This window comes from Rubrivivax rivuli, assembly GCF_004016505.1.
Taxonomy (GTDB): domain Bacteria; phylum Pseudomonadota; class Gammaproteobacteria; order Burkholderiales; family Burkholderiaceae_C; genus Rubrivivax; species Rubrivivax rivuli.
This window is the reverse complement of the sequence record NZ_SACR01000004.1, coordinates 414,675-430,668: the sequence shown is the minus strand read 5'-3', so window position 1 is coordinate 430,668 and position 15,994 is coordinate 414,675. Positions and strand designations below refer to the sequence as shown.

Below are 15,994 nucleotides of genomic sequence, written 5' to 3'. Positions count from 1 at the left end.
GGGCACGGCGTCCTGGTCCTGCAGGGGCAGGAGTTCGTGCACTGGCGGTATCGCCCGCCGATGTATCGGCGCGCCACCGCGCTGCTCTGTGGGCGCGGGGGCCCGGAGCGGCCCTCGCTTCCCGCCAACCCGCAAAGGACCACGTCGATGCCTACCTCCGCCCCCAACGCCGCTGTGCTGCCCCGCCGTGCCGGCACGGCCGCCCTCCTCGTGCTGGCCCTGGGCCTGACGGCCTGCGCCTCCACGCAGCCGGTCATCTACTCCAAGAAGACCGGCTCCGTCGAACTCAACGAACGCACGCGCCAGGACCTGGGCGAGTGCAGCAGCCTGGCCGACCTGCGCGTGGGCCGCAACGTCATGAAGGGCCCCCAGGGCACGCCGGACAAGGCGGGCACACAGAAGGTGGCCCAGAAGGTCGGCTCCACCGGCGCCATCGCCTTCGTCGCCACCGCCGCAGGCTCGGTGGTGAGCAACAGCAAGAACGCCTGGGAACGCGCCCGCGGCGCCGCCGCCGGGGGAGCCGCCGGCATGGCCACCAAGCTGCTGCTGGAATGGAACGAAGGCGACAAGGTCTACCAGCGCTATGTCGAGAACTGCCTCGAAGCGCGCGGGCACGAAGTGCTGGGCTGGCGTTGAGGCGCAACGACCCTGCCCCATGCCTTCCTTTGTTCGCTGGCTGGCCGCCTCGGCCCTGTGGGCCGCAGCGGCGGCCGGTGTCTTCTGGGGCCTGCCCTCGGTGCCGCCGGCCGCCCGCTGGGCCTTGCTCGTGTTCGCAGCGGCCATCCTCGCTTGGACGGTGCTCGACCTCGATGAGACACCCGTGGCCCTGGCCGGTGCCCTGGCCTTGCTGGCCGCAGGTGCCACCTCGGTGCAGAGTTTCTACGCCGGCCTGGGCGATGACTTCATCTGGCTGCTGATCGGCGCCTTCATCCTGGCTGCCGTGCTGCAGGCCAGCGGCGTGGCACAGCGCTGGGCGCTCGCCGTGGTGGCCGGTGCCGCCACGCCCGCCGCGCTGCTGCGCCGGCTGACCTGGTTCATCACCGCCACCGCGCTGGTGCTGCCTTCCACCTCGGGCCGCGCGGCGCTGCTGCTGCCGGTGTTCGTGGTGCTGGTGCAGGCGTTGTCGACCTCCGGGCCGCAGCCGCGCCTGGTGCAAGCGCTGGCGCTCTTGTTTCCCAGCGTGATCCTGTTGTCGGCCTGCATCTCGCTGCTGGGCGCCGGTGCGCACCTGGTGGCGCTGGACTTCATGCAACGCCTGGGCGCCCCGGTGCCGGGCTTCCTGGGCTGGTTGTGGCTCGCCGGCCCGTTCGGGCTGCTGTCGAGCCTGCTGGCCTGCGAACTCATCATCGCGCTCAAGCTTCGGCGCGAGGAGCGCTCGCAGCCCATATCGCTGCCGTCACCCGAGACCGGCCCGCTCAGCAGCGCGCAGCGCGCCATCGTGGCCGTCACCGGCGCCACGCTGCTGGCCTGGGCCACGGCGGGCTGGCACGGCGTGCCCGCGCCCATGGTGGCCTTGTGCGGCGCCTTGCTGGCCACCGTGAAGCCGCTCACCGGCTGCGACCTGAAAGCGGCGCTGAAGAAGGTCGAGTGGAACCTCGTCCTCTTCATGGCCGCCACGCTCATCATGGGCGAAGCGCTGGTGGAGAGCGGGGCGGCGCAGGCGCTGGCTCAAGCGCTGGTGGCGGCGGTGCCGCTGGCCGGCCTGCACCCGGTGGCCGGGGTCGGCATTGCGGCAGCGCTGGCGCTGCTGGCGCACCTGGTGGTCACCTCGCGCACGGCACGCGCCACGGTGCTGATACCGGCGGTGGCCTTGCCCTTTGCGGCAGCCGGCTACTCGCCGGGCTTGCTCGTGTTCATGCTGGCCGTGGGCAGCGGCTTCTGCCAGACCCTGATGGTGAGCGCCAAACCCGTGGCCATGTTCGCGGGTGAAGACCGCCAGCACTACGGCCCGCGTGAACTGGCCCGGCTGAGCCTGGCGCTGATGCCGGGGCTGTGGCTGCTGCTGGTGCTGTTCGCCGTGGTGGTGTGGCCGCGGCAGGGCCTGGCTTGAAGGCCGGCATCTGTAACCGCGGTTGCAACTGAATGGCGAGGCGCTTCGAGACACGCGTATTCCCCGGGCGCTCAACGGCTCTGTGACGCAACGGCCACATGGCCGCAGCCCCCAGGAGAAACCGATGAAGACCCCTGCCCCGCACGCTGCCGCGTTGACTGTGCTGATCGCCCCCTCGGGCTTCAAGGAGAGCCTCAGCGCCGAGGAAGCCGCCGACCGCATCGCCGAGGGCGTGACCGACACCATGCCCGGCGCGCGCGTCATCAAGCTGCCCATGGCCGATGGCGGCGAGGGCTTCACGCAGGCGCTGGTGAACGCCACCGGCGGCCGCGTCTGCCCGGTGGCCGTGACGGGCCCGGTGGGCCAGCCCGTGCAGGCCTTCTTCGGCCTGCTGGGCGGCCGCAGCCCGCGCACGGCGGTGGTGGAGATGGCCGCCGCCGCAGGCCTGCGCCTGGTGCCGCGCGACCAGCGCAACCCCATGCGCACCACCAGCTACGGCGTGGGCCAGCTCATCCGTGCGGCGCTGGACGCTGGCGCCCAGCGCGTGCTGCTCGGCTGCGGCGACTCGGGCATCAACGACGGCGGCGCCGGCATGGTGCAGGCCCTGGGCGCAAAGCTGCTGGACGCGCAGGGCCAGGAACTGGGCGCCGGTGGTGGCGAACTGCTGCGCCTGCACCGCATCGACCTCAGCGGCCTCGACCCCCGCCTGGCGCGCGTGCAGCTGGATGCGGCAGTGAACTGGCACAACGTGCTGCTCGGCCCGCGGGGCGTGGCGCGCGTGTTCGGCCCGCAGAAGGGCGCCACGCCCGAACAGGTGGTGCTGCTGGAGCAGGCGCTGGAGAACTGGGCCGCGTGCCTGCAGCGCACCACGGGCAGCGCCTGGGGCACGCAGCCGGGCTCGGGCGCATCGGGCGGGCTGGGCAGCGGCTTCGCGGCACTGCTGGGTGGCCAACTGCACCCGCGCTTCGACATCGTCATGCAGTACCTGGAACTCGACCGCCTGATCGCCCAGGCCGACCTCGTCATCACCGCCGAGGGCAGCCTGGACGACCAGACACCCTTCGGCAAGGTGCCGGCCGAGGTGGCCAGCCGCGCGAAGAAACGCGGCCTGCCGGTGATTGCGCTGACGGGCACCCTCGGCCACGGGGCCGAGATCAACCTCAAGCACGGCATCGATGCCTTCGCCAGCATGCTCAGCCGCCCCTGCACGCTGGACCAGGCCATCGCCGACGCCGGCAAGCTGCTGCGCCGCTCGGCCGCCGACATGCTGCGCATGGTGTCGGTGGGCATGAAACTCGGCCGGGCACCGCGCCGGCTGGCGCTGGCGCGCTGAGGGTCGCTGGCGCAGACGGCCACGGCCAGGCGGCGTCCCTAGAATCGGCGCGTGAAGATCGCCACCTGGAACGTCAACTCCCTGGCCGTGCGCCTGCCCCAACTGCTGGCCTGGCTGGAAGCCAACCCGGTGGATGCGCTGGTGCTGCAGGAAACCAAGCTCACCGACGACAAGTTTCCGCAGGCCGAGATCGAGGCTGCCGGCTACCACGTCGCCTTCCACGGCCAGAAGACCTACAACGGCGTGGCCCTGCTCAGCCGCGGCGCGGCCGCGCTGGACGTGGTGAAGAACATCCCCGGCTTTGCCGACGAGCAGGCGCGCGTGATCGCCGGCACCGTGACGGGCGAGTTCGGCCCGGTGCGCGTGATCGGCGGCTACTTCCCCAACGGCCAGGCGCCCGACAGCGAGAAGTTCGTCTACAAGATGCGCTGGCAGGACGCCCTGCACGACTGGGTGCGAGAGCAACTGGCCGCGCACCCGCAGCTGGCGCTGATGGGCGACTTCAACGTCGCACCCGACGACCGCGATGTCTACGACCCCGTGGGCTGGATGAACCAGATCCACTGCACCCCGCAGGAACGGGCGCAGTTCCAGCGCCTGCTGGCCCTGGGCCTGGTGGACGCTTTCCGCCTCTTCGAGCAGCCGCTGAAGAGCTGGAGCTGGTGGGATTACCGCAACCTGGCCTTCCGCAAGAACCAGGGCCTGCGCATCGACCACATCCTGCTCAGCGAGCCGCTGCGCCCGCGCGTGCAGGCATGCGTGATCGACAAGGCCCCGCGCAAGAACGAGCGCCCGAGCGACCACGCACCGGTCATCGCGACGCTCGCGTGATTTGAAAGCCGCCGTCAGGCCGGCGCCCCTCAAGCCCAAGCCACGGAACCGGCTTCGCCGGGCCGTAGGCGAACGGCCCCCTCGGGGGGTGGCGAGCGCCAGCGAGCCCGGGGGCTAATCCTCTATCCCGAGTTCCTGGATCTTGCGCGTGATGGTGTTGCGCCCGATGCCCAGGCGCTGAGCCGCTTCGATGCGGCGGCCGCGCGTGAGGTCGAGCGCGGTGTGGATCAGGCGGGCTTCGAACTGGCGCGTCAGCGCGTCCCACACTTCGGTCTCGCCAGCATCCAGCCGGCGGCGCGCCTCGCGCTCCAGGTCGCCCAGCCAGCTGGGCATGGGCACTTCTTCAGGCGCCGTTGCCACCACCGGACCGCTGCCGGCCGTGGCCACCGCGGGCATTGCGGCGGCACTGTCGGCCGCGGGCGCCACCAACGGGCTGGCGCCGGTGGCCGTGGCACTCAGTTCGGGCGGCAGGTCCTTCGGCTCCACCACCTGGGCCGGCGCCATCACGGTGAGCCAGTGGCACACGTTCTCCAGCTGGCGCACATTGCCCGGGAAATCGAAGGCCGCCAGGCGGTCGAGCGAGGCCTCGGTGATGCGCTTGGCCTCCACCCCCAGCTCGCGCGCGCTCTTGCCGAGGAAGAAGCGCGTGAGCATGGGGATGTCTTCGCGCCGCTCGCGCAGCGCCGGCAGGCGCAGGCGGATGACGTTGAGACGGTGGAAGAGGTCCTCGCGGAACACGCCCTGGCGCACGCGGTCTTCCAGGTTCTGGTGCGTGGCGGCGATGACGCGCACGTTGCTCTTCAGCGGCTGGTGGCCGCCCACGCGGTAGAACTGCCCGTCGCTGAGCACGCGCAGCAAACGCGTCTGCAGGTCGAAGGGCATGTCACCGATCTCGTCGAGGAAGAGCGTGCCGCCGTCGGCCTGCTCGAAGCGACCGCGGCGCGTGGTCTGCGCGCCAGTGAAGGCGCCACGCTCGTGGCCGAAGAGTTCGCTTTCCAGCAGGTCTTTCGGGATCGCCGCCGTGTTGATGGCGACGAAAGGCCCCTGCGCGCGCGGGCTGTGCTTGTGCAGCGCACGCGCCACCAGCTCTTTGCCCGTGCCGCTTTCGCCGGTGATCATCACCGTCACGTTGCTCTGGCTCAGCCGGCCGATGGCGCGGAAGACGTCCTGCATCGCCGGCGCCTGGCCCAGCATCTCCGGCGCCTGCACCGGCGCGGCCTCGGCCACCTCTTCGCGCAGGCTCTCCTCGACGGCACGGCGGATGAGGTCGACCGCCGTGTTCACGTCGAAGGGCTTGGGCAGGTACTCGAAGGCCCCGCCCTGGAAGGCGCTGACGGCGCTGTCAAGGTCGCTGAAGGCCGTCATGATGATGACCGGCAGCCCGGGGTGGCGGGCCTTCACGGTGGTGAGCAGGTCGATGCCGCTGCCGCCCGGCATGCGGATGTCGCTCACCAGCACCTGGGGCGCATCGTCGTCGAGCGCCTTGACCACGTCGCGCGGGTTGCTGAAGGTGCGCACCGCGAACTGCTCGCGGGCCAGGGCCTTCTCCAGCACGAATCGGATGGATTGGTCGTCGTCAACGACCCAGATGGGTTTCATGCGGGTGGTCTGCGCCGCAAGGCGCCCTTCAAGGCAGAGGAATCAGGATCTTGAACACCGTGCGGCCCGGCACGCTGTCGCATTCGATCGTGCCCTGGTGTTGCTGCACGAAGGTCTGCGCCAGCGTCAGCCCGAGGCCGGAGCCGCCTTCACGCCCGGAAACGAGCGGGTGGAAGATGCGGTCGCGGATGTCCTCGGGCACGCCGGGCCCGTTGTCCTCGATATGCAATTCCAGTGCCAAGCGGAAGCGCTGGCGGCCGAAGGTGACCTGCCGCGCCACGCGGGTGCGCAGCACCAGTTGGGCATCACCCCGCGCGATGCGGCCATGGAAGGGCGCATCGGTGTCAGGCGGGGCGCTGCCGGCCAGCGCCTGGGTGGCGTTCTGCGCGATGTTCAGCACCGCCTGGATGAGCTGCTCGCGGTCGCCGCGGAACTCGGGGATGCTGGCGTCGTAGTCGCGCACCACCTCCAGGCCGCGCGGGAACTCGGCCTGGATCAGGCTGCGCACCCTCTCGCAGACCTCGTGGATGTTGACATCGGCCACCACGTGCGGGCGGCGGTGCGGGGCCAGCAGGCGGTCGACCAGGGCCTGCAGGCGGTCGGCCTCGTGGATGATGACCTGGGTGTATTCGGTCAGCTCCTTCGAGGTGACCTCCATCGCCAGCAGCTGCGCTGCGCCGCGGATGCCGCCCAGCGGGTTCTTGATCTCGTGCGCGAGGTTGCGCACCAGCTCCTTGTTGGCCTGGGCCAGCCCGTGCGTGCGCTCTTCGCGGTCGAGCCGGATCTGCTGCTCGATGACGATCAGCTCCACCAGCACGCAACCGGGCCAGTCCGTCTGGTTCACGATCACATGCACCGGCAGCTCGGCGCTGCCGGCGGGCTGGCGGTGCAGCAGCGCGTCGAAGCGGCTGGTGGCCACTTCGTTGCGCGCCACCAGGTGCAGGGTCTCGCGCAGTTGCGTGGGGTCGGCCACCCAGTCGACGAGGCTGCTGCGCATCAGCGTGCGGCGCGAGATGCCCATCAGGTTCTCGAGCGCCGAATTGGCCTGCAGGCAGCGGCCATCGGAGCCGACCAGCGCCACCATGGTGGCCAGCTGGTCGAAGGCGGCAAAGGCCGCGAAGGCGGCAGACATGGCCGCGGTGGTGGAGGCCGTGGCCACCGGTGCAGCCGCCGGCGGCGCCGCGGGCGCGGGTGCCTTGCGCGCGCCGCCCTTCACGAACCCAGCTTGGCGAGTTCGCGCTTCAGCGCGGCGACATCGGCTTCCTTGCGCGTGATGGCTGCGCGCATCTCGGCCACACGCTCCTGGTACTTCGCGAAGTTGCGTTCGTCGCCGCGGCGCTCGGGCTCGCCGTTGTTGAACTCGCGCTTCATCGTGGCCAGGCGTTCCTCTTCGCGGCGCAACTCTTCGCCGAGGATGCGGCGGGCATCGCTGTCGCGCGCGCGCTGCTCGGCGGGGTCGACGCGGGCATCACCCGGGCGGGCGCCGGGGCTGGAGGCCGTGGTCGCGGCCGGTGCGCGGGGCCGCGGCGCCGGGATCACCGTCACCGGCGTGCCTTCGATGGCACGGCAGCCCTTGTCCTTGGCTTCCTGCGGCGACATCGCGTCGGTGTAGAGCACCGGCGGGCCGGGGCAACGGTAGACCGTCTTGTCCTGCGCGTGCAGCGCGGTGGCAGGCACCAGCAGCACCCAGGCGGGCCACAGGCGTCGGGCAAGCGAGGTAGGCAGGCTCATGGAGCGCGATTGTGGCGCAGCCCCAAGCCCGGCCAAACCACGAGCAATGCGGCAAAAACAGGCGGGCACAAAAAAGCGGGCCCCGCAGGGCCCGCTGGTGCCGAACGGCGCGGCGGCCGGGGCCGCCAGCCCTTACAGCGAGTAGTACATGTCGAACTCGACCGGGTGCGCGGCCATGCGGAAGCGCGTCACTTCCTGCATCTTCAGGTCGATGTAGGCGTCGATGTAGGCATCGGTGAACACGCCACCCTTGGTCAGGAAGCCGCGGCCCTTGTCCAGGTACTCCAGCGCTTGCTCGAGGCTGGCGCAGACGGTCGGGATCTTCGCGTCTTCTTCCGGAGGCAGGTGGTACAGGTCCTTGGTGGCGGCCTCGCCCGGGTGGATCTTGTTCTCCACGCCGTCCAGGCCGGCCATCAGCAGCGCGCTGAAGCCCAGGTAGGGGTTCATCAGGGGATCGGGGAAACGCGCTTCCACGCGGCGGCCCTTGGGGTTGGCCACGTAGGGGATGCGGATCGAGGCCGAGCGGTTCTTGGCCGAGTAGGCCAGCTTCACCGGGGCTTCGAAGCCCGGCACCAGGCGCTTGTACGAGTTCGTACCCGGGTTGGTGATGGCGTTCAGCGCACGGGCGTGCTTGATGATGCCGCCGATGTAGTACAGCGCGAATTCGCTCAGGCCGGCGTAGCCGTCACCGGCGAACAGGTTCACGCCGTCCTTCCACACGCTCTGGTGCACGTGCATGCCGCTGCCGTTGTCGCCGACGATGGGCTTGGGCATGAAGGTGGCCGTCTTGCCGTAGGCATGGGCCACGTTGTGGATGATGTACTTCTGCAGCTGCACCCAGTCGGCGCGCTGGATCAGCGTGCTGAACTTGGTGCCGATCTCCAGCTGGCCGGCGTTGGCCACTTCGTGGTGGTGCACTTCGACGGGGATGCCGACCGATTCGAGGATCAGGCACATCTCCGAGCGCATGTCCTGGAAGCTGTCGACCGGGGGCACCGGGAAGTAGCCGCCCTTGACGGCCGGGCGGTGGCCCATGTTGCCGCCTTCGAACTCCTTGTCGGTGTTCCAGGAGGCTTCTTCGGAGTCGATCTTCACGAAGCAGCCCGACATGTCGTTCTTCCAGCGCACGCCGTCGAACACGAAGAACTCGGGTTCCGGGCCGAAGTAGGCGGTGTCGCCCAGGCCGGTGCTCTTCATGTAGGCCTCGGCGCGCTTGGCCAGGCTGCGCGGGTCGCGCTCGTAGGGCTTGCCGTCGGCCGGATCGATGACGTCGCAGGTCAGGATCAGCGTCGGCTCTTCGAAGAAGGGGTCGATGTTGGCGGTGTTCGGGTCGGGCATCAGCTGCATGTCTGATGCCTCGATGCCCTTCCAGCCGGCGATGGACGAGCCGTCGAAGGCGTGGCCGGACTCGAACTTGTCTTCGCTGAAAGCGGACACAGGCACGGAAACGTGCTGCTCCTTGCCGCGGGTGTCGGTGAAGCGGAAGTCAACGAACTTGATTTCGTTGTCCTTCACCATCTTCATCACGTCGGCAACGGTCTTTGCCATTCAGATCTCTCCTAGCGGGGCTCGTGGATTGGTATGCGTGCGGGTGCGGGGGATGGCGGGGCTGTGAGCCCCAACAAAGCGCAGATGAATTTAGCAGAAAGCATGCCCGCGTCCGACCGCGGTGCATGGGGCGGCGAGCCTGGGCTCAGGGTGCGAAAGCCTGCCCTGAGAGCACGCTTCTGGTGCTCATCGCACAGGCTCTGCGCACCAAAACAGAGCAACCCGTCAGCGCACCAACTCGGGGCCCAGCTGGGCGCCCGCGGCGCGCAGGCCTTCGCACAAGGCCGCGTAGGCTTCGGCCGGGTCGCCGCGGCCCTTCACGCCCAGCTCGATGTGGCGGCCGTAGGTGGGGTGGTCGACGCTGGGCAGGCTGAAGACCTTGATGCCGGCGAAACGCGCCTCGATGGCCTCCATCAGCGGCGTGAGCGTGGCTTCCATCGCGCCGAAGACGATGACCGAGCGCTCCACCGTGCGCGCGCCGCCGTGCAGCATGGCGTAGCGGGTGTCGAGCACCCATTCCATCATCGGCCAGGCCATCACCGGAAAGCCGGGCAGGAAGTGCACGTGGCCCAGGCTGAAGCCGGCGATCTTGTTGTAGGGGTTGGGGATGATCTCGGCGCCCACCGGGAACACGCCCATGTTCAGCCGGTGCAGGTTGTCAAGGCGTTCGGGTTCGAAAGGCTGGCCCTGTTCAGCCGCGACATCGCGCATGCGCTCCAGGATGAGATCCCGCGCCTGCGGGTGCAGCGCCAGCTCCACGCCCAGGGCGGCGGCGGCGCACTGGCGCGTGTGGTCGTCGGGCGTGGCGCCGATGCCGCCGCAGCTGAAGACGAGGTCACCGCTGTTGAACGCGAACTGCAGCGCCTCTGTGATGCGAGGGCGGTCGTCGCCCACATACCGCGCCCAGCTCAGCATCAAGCCCCGCGCGGCCAGCAGCTCGATGCACTTGGCCAGGTGCTTGTCCTGGCGTTTGCCGGAGAGGATCTCGTCGCCGATGATGACGATGCCGATGGACGTGGGATTCATGCGGATGGGGGCTCCGGGGCGGGCAGAGGGAGCGGTGCCGCGCCTTCGGCGCTGGGCAGCGGCTCCACGGCGGCGTGGGCGTGGGCCTGCGCGCTGCGCAGCACCTGCAATTCGGCCAGGGCGTAGTGCGCGAACCAGCAGGCCGCGAAAGAGAACACCAGCGTGTAGAGCCACACCGAGACCAGCACCAGCACCGGCGCCAGCATCAGCGCTGCGGCGCCGCCGGCCCACACCAGCGTGGGCAGCGCGCCGAACACGCCGCAGGCCAGGCCCATGGCCAGCAGCGGCCAGCGGCGGTGGCGCAGGATGAAGCGCCGCTCGGCCGGCGTGGCGTGTGCGGCCAGCACGTCGAAGGCGAAGACACGGCAGGTCAGCCAGCCCCATATCAGCGGCGGCAGCACCAGCACCAGCGGCGGCACGAACCACAGCGGCACGCTCAAGACCAGCGCGGCCAGCGCCGCCAGCGTGCAGCCGGCCGACCAGGCCAGGCTCTGCCACCAGCTCGCGCCCTGGCGCTTTTCCAGCAGCGGAAAGCGCCGAACGGCCACGGTGTGCACCACGGCCGGCGTCAGCAGCACGGCCACCAGCAGCAGCGTCAACACCACCACCACCGGCACCGACAGGCCCACCACCACCATCGGCGCCAGCACGGCGCGCAGGCGGTTGGCGCCGATGCTGTCCAGCCAGTCGAGCGCGGCGGTGATCAGCGCCCACTGTTCCATCGCGCGGCGCACGCCGTCGACGGCACTTTCCCAGTAGGCGTAACCCAGCAGCGCCACGCCGCCGGCGGCCAGCAGCAGCGGCAGCAGCGACCACAGCACCACGCGCGGGTGCAGGCAGTAGGCGACGGCGCGCCAGAAGCTGTCGAAGAAGTTGTTCATGGACGGGGAGCGATCAAGCACGACCAACCAGCCGCCGCAGGCCCAGCCACTGCTGGGCCCAGAAGCCGCGGCCGTAGTCGCGGCCCTGCAGTTGGTCGGCCAGGCCCGTGGGCTCGTGGCCGAGGTCGAAACGCGCGGTGCTGAAGAGCACATCCCAGACCGGGAAGAGCACCGCGAAGTTGTGGCCGCCGGCCGACGTGGCCGCGTGCTCGGCGCCGATGGCGTGGTGCGCACGGTGGAAACGCGGGCTGACCAGCACCCGCCCCAGCACCGGCCCGAAGGCGAGGCGCAGGTTGGCGTGCGAGAGGCTCTCGATCAGCTGCGTGAAGGCCACCAGTGCCACAAACTGCCCCGGCCCCACGCCGATGAGCAGCGCCACCAGCACGAAGACGCTGTCGCGCAGCACGTCGTCGAGCAGGTGGTTGCGGTTGTCGCTCCACATCGTCATCTGGCGCTGGCTGTGGTGCACGGCGTGCAGTTGCCACCACCAGGCGTAGCGGTGCTGCGCGCGGTGCAGCAGGTAGTCGACGAAATCGAAGACCAGCAGGTAGAGCAGGAAGCTCACCCAGGCGCCATCGGTGACCCCGGGCCAGAGCTGGTCGAGCTGGAAACTGGGCAGGCCGGCCACGCGCAGGCGGCCGAAGAGCTCGGACCACAGCGGGTCGAGCGTGAAGAACAAGGCCACGCGGAACAGGCCCAACCGGTGCACCAGCGTGTAGACGACGTCGGTGCGCACGGCGCCGCGGTCGCTCACCCGCTCCACCGGGCGCCAGCGCTCCAGCGTGCGCAAGACCACCAGCATCACGGCGATCTGCAGCAGCCCCACCAGCAGCCAGCCTGTGGCCTGGAAGCCGTCTTCCAGCAGGTTGCCGGCGCCCAGGCCGAACAGCAGCGGCTGCACCCCGTGCTCGAACAGCTGCTGCTGCGCGCGGCCGAAGAGATCGATCAAGGTGTCCATCGGGGCGACAACGTCATTTCGGCGTGCGGGCGGCCGCACCCAGCTGCGGATGCTCACGCAGCGTTGCAAAACACAGGCCACGCGCCTGCAGGCCGGTGATCAGCGGTTCCAGCACAGCAGGGGCCCAGGCGTCCTGCCGCGACCAGATGCCCAGGTGCGCCACCAGCACGTCTCCAGCACGGATGTCGCGCAGCGCGCGGGCCAGCAACTGCGCATTGGGGTAGCGATCGCTCGGCAGTTCGTCGCCCAGGAAACCTGCAGGCGCCCAACCCACGTGCTGCCAGCCGCAGGCTGCGGCGGCCTTCAGCAGCGCGGGCGAGGTCTTGCCGCCAGGCGCGCGGAAGATGGCGCCCATGCGCTGGCCGGTCATCTCGGCAAAGCGCTCGGCGGGTCTGGCCAGTTCGGCGCAGTAGGCCTCGGGCGAGAGCATGCGCACGCGGCCGGCCTGAGGCCCTTGCGACGGCTTCACGCGCAGCGCACCGCCGGGCAGGTCGGCCAGCCAGCTGTCGTGGTCCCAGGTGTGGCTGCCGAAGGCATGGCCCTCGGCGGCACGCTCGCGCCACCACGGCGCCCACTGCGCATCGAGGCTGCTGCCGCCATTCAGCGTGCGCTCGTTGGCGAGGAAGAAGGTCGCCTTCACGCCGTGACGCTGCAGCACCTGCGCCACCAGCGGTGCCACGCCCATGTGGCCGGTGTCGAAGCTCAGGTAGACGGGCTTCGTGCAGGCCGCGCCTTCGGCCGCCGACAGCGCCGCAGGCACCAGCCCGGCGAGCCCGGCCAGCAGCAGCGCCCGCCAGTCACTGCCGCGGCGCATGGTCCAGCGTCCACACGCCGTGTGGCGAGCGGCCCACCGGCACCTGCTTCACCACCTGCCGCGTCTGGATGTCGATGACGCTGAGCTTGCGCGCCCAGCGCGAGGTCACCAGCAGCGTGCGGTTGTCGTTCAGCATCTCCATGCAGTCGGGGCCGCCGGGTGCGGGGTACTCGGCCACCACGGCCAGGGTCTGCGTGTCGATCAGGCTGATGGTGTTGGCCACGCGGTTGCTCACGAACACGTGCCGCTTGTCGCCGCGGGCGCGGAAGGCGTGCGCGCCCTTGCCCGTGGCGATGCGCTTGACGAGCTTGGGCTGCGGCCCGCTCACGTCATAGGCCTCCACGACGCTGTCGCCCGTCAGGCCCACCAGCAGCGTGCGGTCGTCGACGGTGAGGAAGACATCGGCCGGCATCTTGCCCACCGCCACCTTCCAGCGCACGGCCTGCGTGGCCAGGTCGATGGCGATGAGTTCGTCGCTGTCCTGCAGCGAGGCGTAGACCGTGCGGCTCTTGCTGTCGATGGCCAGGTGGCTGGGCGTGCGCGGCGCCTCGATGCGCTTGACCAGCTGCAGCGGCTGCGCCGCCTGTGCGCCCTGCCAGCGGTAGATGTCGATGTGGTTCAGGCGGTTGGCCGCCGTCACGAACCACTGCATGTCGGGCGAGAAGCGCAGGTGGTAGGGGTCGACCACGTCGGTCAGGGTGCGCAGCACCTTGGCGTTCGTGGGGTCGATGAAGGTCAGCGTGTTGCCGGTGGCGTTGGCCACGATCAGCGTCTTCTCGTCGGGCGCCAGGTAGAGGTGGTGCGGCTCCTTGCCTGTGGGCACGCGTTGCACCACGGTGTAGCTGACCGGGTCGATGACGCTGACGTCGGCGTCTTGCGAGTTCAGCACGAAGATGGGCCGCCGGGGCGGCGGCGGGGGGGTCGTGGACGACCCGGGAACGGCCCATCCCAACAAGGACAGCGCGCCGAGCCCGCGGAATGCGGCGCGCCGGTTTAGGGAGTTCACTCGTCGTCGCCGCCCAGAATGCCACCGAGCAGGCCGCCACCCACGGCCAGGCCCCCCAGCGCGCTTTCTTCGCGGCGCCCGCCGGCCTGCGGCGCGGCCGCGAACACGCGGCTGGCCAGGCGGCTGAAGGGCAGGCTCTGCAGCCACACCGTGCCCGGCCCGGTGAGCTTGGCGAAGAAGAGGCCCTCGCCGCCGAAGAGCGCGGTCTTGATCTTGCCGACGTACTGGATCTCGAAGCTCACGTTGGGCGTGTAGGCCACCACGCAGCCGGTGTCCACCAGGAGCGTCTGGCCCGGCTGCAGTTCACGCCGCAGCACGGTGCCGCCGGCGTGCACGAAGGCCAGGCCATCGCCTTCGAGCTTCTGCATGATGAAGCCCTCGCCGCCGAAGAAGCCCGTGCTCAGCTTCTGCTGCAGCGCGATGCCCAGAGACACGCCGCGCGCCGCGCACAGGAACGAATCCTTCTGGCAGATCAGCAGGCCGCCGAGCTGGCGCAGGTCCATGGGCAGGATCTTGCCCGGGTAGGGCGCACCGAAGGCAACGCGCTGCTTGCTGCTGGCGTTGTTGGTGTAAACGGTGGTGAACAGCGATTCGCCTGTCACCAGGCGCTTGCCGGCGCCCAACAGCTTGCCGAAGAAGCCACCCGTCTGCTGGCTGCCGTCGCCAAAGACGGTGTCCATGCCGATGCCGGCGTCCATGAAGAACATGCTGCCGGCCTCGCCCACCGCCGCCTCGCCGGGGTCGAGCTCGACCTCCACGAACTGCATCTCGGCGCCCTTGATCTCGTAGTCCACCACGTCCATGCCCATGACGGCTGCTCCTGTGCTCACAAACAGCCTGGGATGGTAACCAAGCGATTCGGCCGCCGTAGCAAAGCGTTGCAATGCACCAGCCTCCGGAAGCCACTTCAGCGAGGTGGCCTGAACACAATGGCGGCCACCATGCCGGCTTCCATCGATCTCCTGCTGTTCGCGACGGTGGCCCAGGCCGCAGCGGCCGCTTCGCTCACCGCCTTCGGCCTGCGCCGCGACCGCCACCCGGGCTGGTGGTGGTGGCTGGCGGCCATGTGGCTCACCACCGCCGGCGCCGCCTGTGCCGCACTGGCGCCAGGCCCCTGGGCCTTGTCGCTGGCGCCGCCCCTGCTGCTGCAATGGCCCCTGGTCACGCTGATGGGGTTGCGGCGCTTCCATGCCCGCCAGCACTGGCCCGGGCACTGGGGCGTGGACGCCACCCTGCTGGCCGTGGCCAGCCTCGTGGCCTGGGCCGTGGGCCTGCTGACGCCCGAGCACGCCACGTGGCCGGTGGTGGTGTGCGGGCTGGCCGTGCACCTGTATGCGGCGGCGGTGATGTTCAACGGCCCCGCGGGCAGCGAGGCCACGCCGGTGCACTTTCTCGGCGGCACGGTCGCCCTGCTGGCCTTCGCGCCGGGCCTGGCGGTGCTGGGCACCGACCTCGCGACACAGGCCCCTGCACCGCCGCTGGCTGCACATGCCGCACGCGTGCTGGCGGCCACGCTGGGTGCCATCGTGCTGGCCTTCGTGGCGCTGACACTGCTGTTCGAACGCACCGAGCGCCAGCTGCGTGAATCGCGCCGGCGCCTGCGCCTCTTGGCCAACGTGGATGCGCTGACGCAAGTGCCCAACCGCCGCCGCTTCAACGAACTGGCCACCCAGGCGCTGCGCGCCGACCCGCCGGGCAGCGCGGTGCTGCTGCTCTTCGACATCGACCACTTCAAGCAGATCAACGACCGCCTGGGACACCCCGCCGGCGACCGCGCGCTGTGCCTGGTGGCCGGCAGCGTGCTGGAGCACCTGCGCGCGATGGACGCCGCCGGCCGCCACGGCGGCGACGAGTTCGTGCTGCTGCTGCGCCGCACGAACACCCAGCATGCGATGGGCGTGGCCGCGCGCATCGTGGCCGAGTTGCAGAAGCGCACGCAGAACACGCCGCTGCCGCCGTTGTCGTTGAGCTTCGGCCTGGTGCAACTGCGCGGCGGCGAAGACATCGACGCCGCGCTGCGCCGCGCCGACCAGGCCTTGTACGAGGCCAAGCGCCAGGGCCGATCGCGTGCAGTGGCGGCCTCGGGCGACGAAGACCAGCCGGTGTTCAGCGAGAGCCGTCCCCTCGGTCTGATGCCTGCCTGACGTGGTGCCCCCAAGCTCGCTGGCGCTCGCTACCCCCCGGGGGGGCCGTTCGCCAGCGGCCCGGCAAGCCGGT

The 15,994-nt window shown here is 70.3% G+C and carries 15 protein-coding genes; 5 read left to right on the top strand and 10 right to left on the bottom strand.

What is annotated here, in order from left to right; all coding sequences use genetic code 11:
• Positions 1-147: 147 nt before the first annotated feature.
• The 4 genes from EOE66_RS14265 (at position 148) to xth (ending at position 4,214) form a co-directional block, all read left to right on the top strand.
• A complete protein-coding gene (locus EOE66_RS14265; protein WP_128229395.1) occupies positions 148-636 on the top strand; it encodes a hypothetical protein in 489 nt (162 codons plus the stop codon).
• A gap of 19 nt (positions 637-655) precedes the next feature.
• Positions 656-2,050: an SLC13 family permease gene (locus tag EOE66_RS14260; RefSeq protein ID WP_164885112.1), complete on the top strand. Its 1,395-nt coding sequence runs from the start codon at positions 656-658 to the stop codon at positions 2,048-2,050.
• 124 nt (positions 2,051-2,174) lie between these two features.
• The gene (locus EOE66_RS14255) at positions 2,175-3,383 is read left to right on the top strand and encodes a glycerate kinase family protein (protein WP_128229393.1); all 1,209 of its coding nucleotides are present in this window, start codon (positions 2,175-2,177) and stop codon (positions 3,381-3,383) included.
• Between the two features lie 51 nt (positions 3,384-3,434).
• Positions 3,435-4,214, top strand: coding sequence for an exodeoxyribonuclease III (xth, locus tag EOE66_RS14250; RefSeq protein ID WP_128229392.1), 780 nt, complete (start codon positions 3,435-3,437; stop codon positions 4,212-4,214).
• Between the two features lie 114 nt (positions 4,215-4,328).
• On the opposite strand, the gene ntrC is transcribed toward xth, so the two are convergent.
• The 10 genes from ntrC to EOE66_RS14200 all read right to left on the bottom strand — a co-directional run bounded on the left by ntrC (position 4,329) and on the right by EOE66_RS14200 (position 14,586).
• Positions 4,329-5,813, bottom strand: a complete 1,485-nt coding sequence (gene ntrC, locus EOE66_RS14245; protein WP_128229391.1) for a nitrogen regulation protein NR(I) — start codon at positions 5,811-5,813, stop codon at positions 4,329-4,331.
• A gap of 28 nt (positions 5,814-5,841) precedes the next feature.
• Positions 5,842-6,945 carry a nitrogen regulation protein NR(II) gene (glnL, locus tag EOE66_RS14240; RefSeq protein WP_128229730.1) on the bottom strand — a complete coding sequence of 368 codons (1,104 nt, stop codon included), beginning with the start codon at positions 6,943-6,945 and terminating at the stop codon, positions 5,842-5,844.
• An 80-nt stretch (positions 6,946-7,025) separates the two neighbouring features.
• Entirely contained in the window at positions 7,026-7,544 is a 519-nt protein-coding gene (locus EOE66_RS14235) for a hypothetical protein (protein WP_205702706.1), read from the bottom strand.
• Between the two features lie 132 nt (positions 7,545-7,676).
• The gene (glnA, locus tag EOE66_RS14230) at positions 7,677-9,092 is read right to left on the bottom strand and encodes a type I glutamate--ammonia ligase (RefSeq protein WP_128229390.1); all 1,416 of its coding nucleotides are present in this window, start codon (positions 9,090-9,092) and stop codon (positions 7,677-7,679) included.
• Positions 9,093-9,317: 225 nt separating this feature from the next.
• Positions 9,318-10,118 carry a competence/damage-inducible protein A gene (locus EOE66_RS14225; RefSeq protein ID WP_128229389.1) on the bottom strand — a complete coding sequence of 267 codons (801 nt, stop codon included), beginning with the start codon at positions 10,116-10,118 and terminating at the stop codon, positions 9,318-9,320.
• On the bottom strand, positions 10,115-10,999 hold the full coding sequence (locus EOE66_RS14220; RefSeq protein ID WP_128229388.1) for an EI24 domain-containing protein: 885 nt from the start codon (positions 10,997-10,999) through the stop codon (positions 10,115-10,117). The genes EOE66_RS14225 and EOE66_RS14220 overlap by 4 nt, the downstream gene beginning before the upstream one ends.
• A gap of 13 nt (positions 11,000-11,012) precedes the next feature.
• Positions 11,013-11,957 (bottom strand): sterol desaturase family protein, encoded by a 945-nt coding sequence (locus EOE66_RS14215; protein ID WP_128229387.1) that lies wholly within the window; start codon positions 11,955-11,957, stop codon positions 11,013-11,015.
• Positions 11,958-11,970: 13 nt separating this feature from the next.
• Complete coding sequence (locus EOE66_RS14210) at positions 11,971-12,771, bottom strand: polysaccharide deacetylase family protein (RefSeq protein WP_128229386.1); 801 nt, start codon at positions 12,769-12,771, stop codon at positions 11,971-11,973.
• Complete coding sequence (locus EOE66_RS14205; protein ID WP_245479064.1) at positions 12,755-13,726, bottom strand: YncE family protein; 972 nt, start codon at positions 13,724-13,726, stop codon at positions 12,755-12,757. The genes EOE66_RS14210 and EOE66_RS14205 overlap by 17 nt, the downstream gene beginning before the upstream one ends.
• Positions 13,727-13,773: 47 nt before the next feature.
• Positions 13,774-14,586 (bottom strand): TIGR00266 family protein, encoded by an 813-nt coding sequence (locus EOE66_RS14200; protein WP_128229727.1) that lies wholly within the window; start codon positions 14,584-14,586, stop codon positions 13,774-13,776.
• Between the two features lie 132 nt (positions 14,587-14,718).
• Here EOE66_RS14200 and EOE66_RS14195 point away from each other — a divergent pair, with 132 nt between their 5' ends.
• Positions 14,719-15,921: a GGDEF domain-containing protein gene (locus EOE66_RS14195; protein ID WP_164885111.1), complete on the top strand. Its 1,203-nt coding sequence runs from the start codon at positions 14,719-14,721 to the stop codon at positions 15,919-15,921.
• Positions 15,922-15,994 lie beyond the last annotated feature (73 nt).

Bases quoted from the DNA above. Each gene is read 5' to 3' on its own strand.
- EOE66_RS14265 (WP_128229395.1), top strand. From the start codon at position 148: ATGCCTACCTCCGCCCCCAACGCCGCTGTGCTGCCCCGCCGTGCCGGC.
- EOE66_RS14260 (WP_164885112.1), top strand. From the start codon at position 656: ATGCCTTCCTTTGTTCGCTGGCTGGCCGCCTCGGCCCTGTGGGCCGCA.
- EOE66_RS14255 (WP_128229393.1), top strand. From the start codon at position 2,175: ATGAAGACCCCTGCCCCGCACGCTGCCGCGTTGACTGTGCTGATCGCC.
- ntrC (WP_128229391.1), bottom strand. From the start codon at position 5,813: ATGAAACCCATCTGGGTCGTTGACGACGACCAATCCATCCGATTCGTG.
- glnL (WP_128229730.1), bottom strand. From the start codon at position 6,945: ATGTCTGCCGCCTTCGCGGCCTTTGCCGCCTTCGACCAGCTGGCCACC.
- EOE66_RS14235 (WP_205702706.1), bottom strand. From the start codon at position 7,544: ATGAGCCTGCCTACCTCGCTTGCCCGACGCCTGTGGCCCGCCTGGGTG.
- glnA (WP_128229390.1), bottom strand. From the start codon at position 9,092: ATGGCAAAGACCGTTGCCGACGTGATGAAGATGGTGAAGGACAACGAA.
- EOE66_RS14225 (WP_128229389.1), bottom strand. From the start codon at position 10,118: ATGAATCCCACGTCCATCGGCATCGTCATCATCGGCGACGAGATCCTC.
- EOE66_RS14220 (WP_128229388.1), bottom strand. From the start codon at position 10,999: ATGAACAACTTCTTCGACAGCTTCTGGCGCGCCGTCGCCTACTGCCTG.
- EOE66_RS14215 (WP_128229387.1), bottom strand. From the start codon at position 11,957: ATGGACACCTTGATCGATCTCTTCGGCCGCGCGCAGCAGCAGCTGTTC.
- EOE66_RS14210 (WP_128229386.1), bottom strand. From the start codon at position 12,771: ATGCGCCGCGGCAGTGACTGGCGGGCGCTGCTGCTGGCCGGGCTCGCC.
- EOE66_RS14200 (WP_128229727.1), bottom strand. From the start codon at position 14,586: ATGGGCATGGACGTGGTGGACTACGAGATCAAGGGCGCCGAGATGCAG.
- EOE66_RS14195 (WP_164885111.1), top strand. From the start codon at position 14,719: ATGCCGGCTTCCATCGATCTCCTGCTGTTCGCGACGGTGGCCCAGGCC.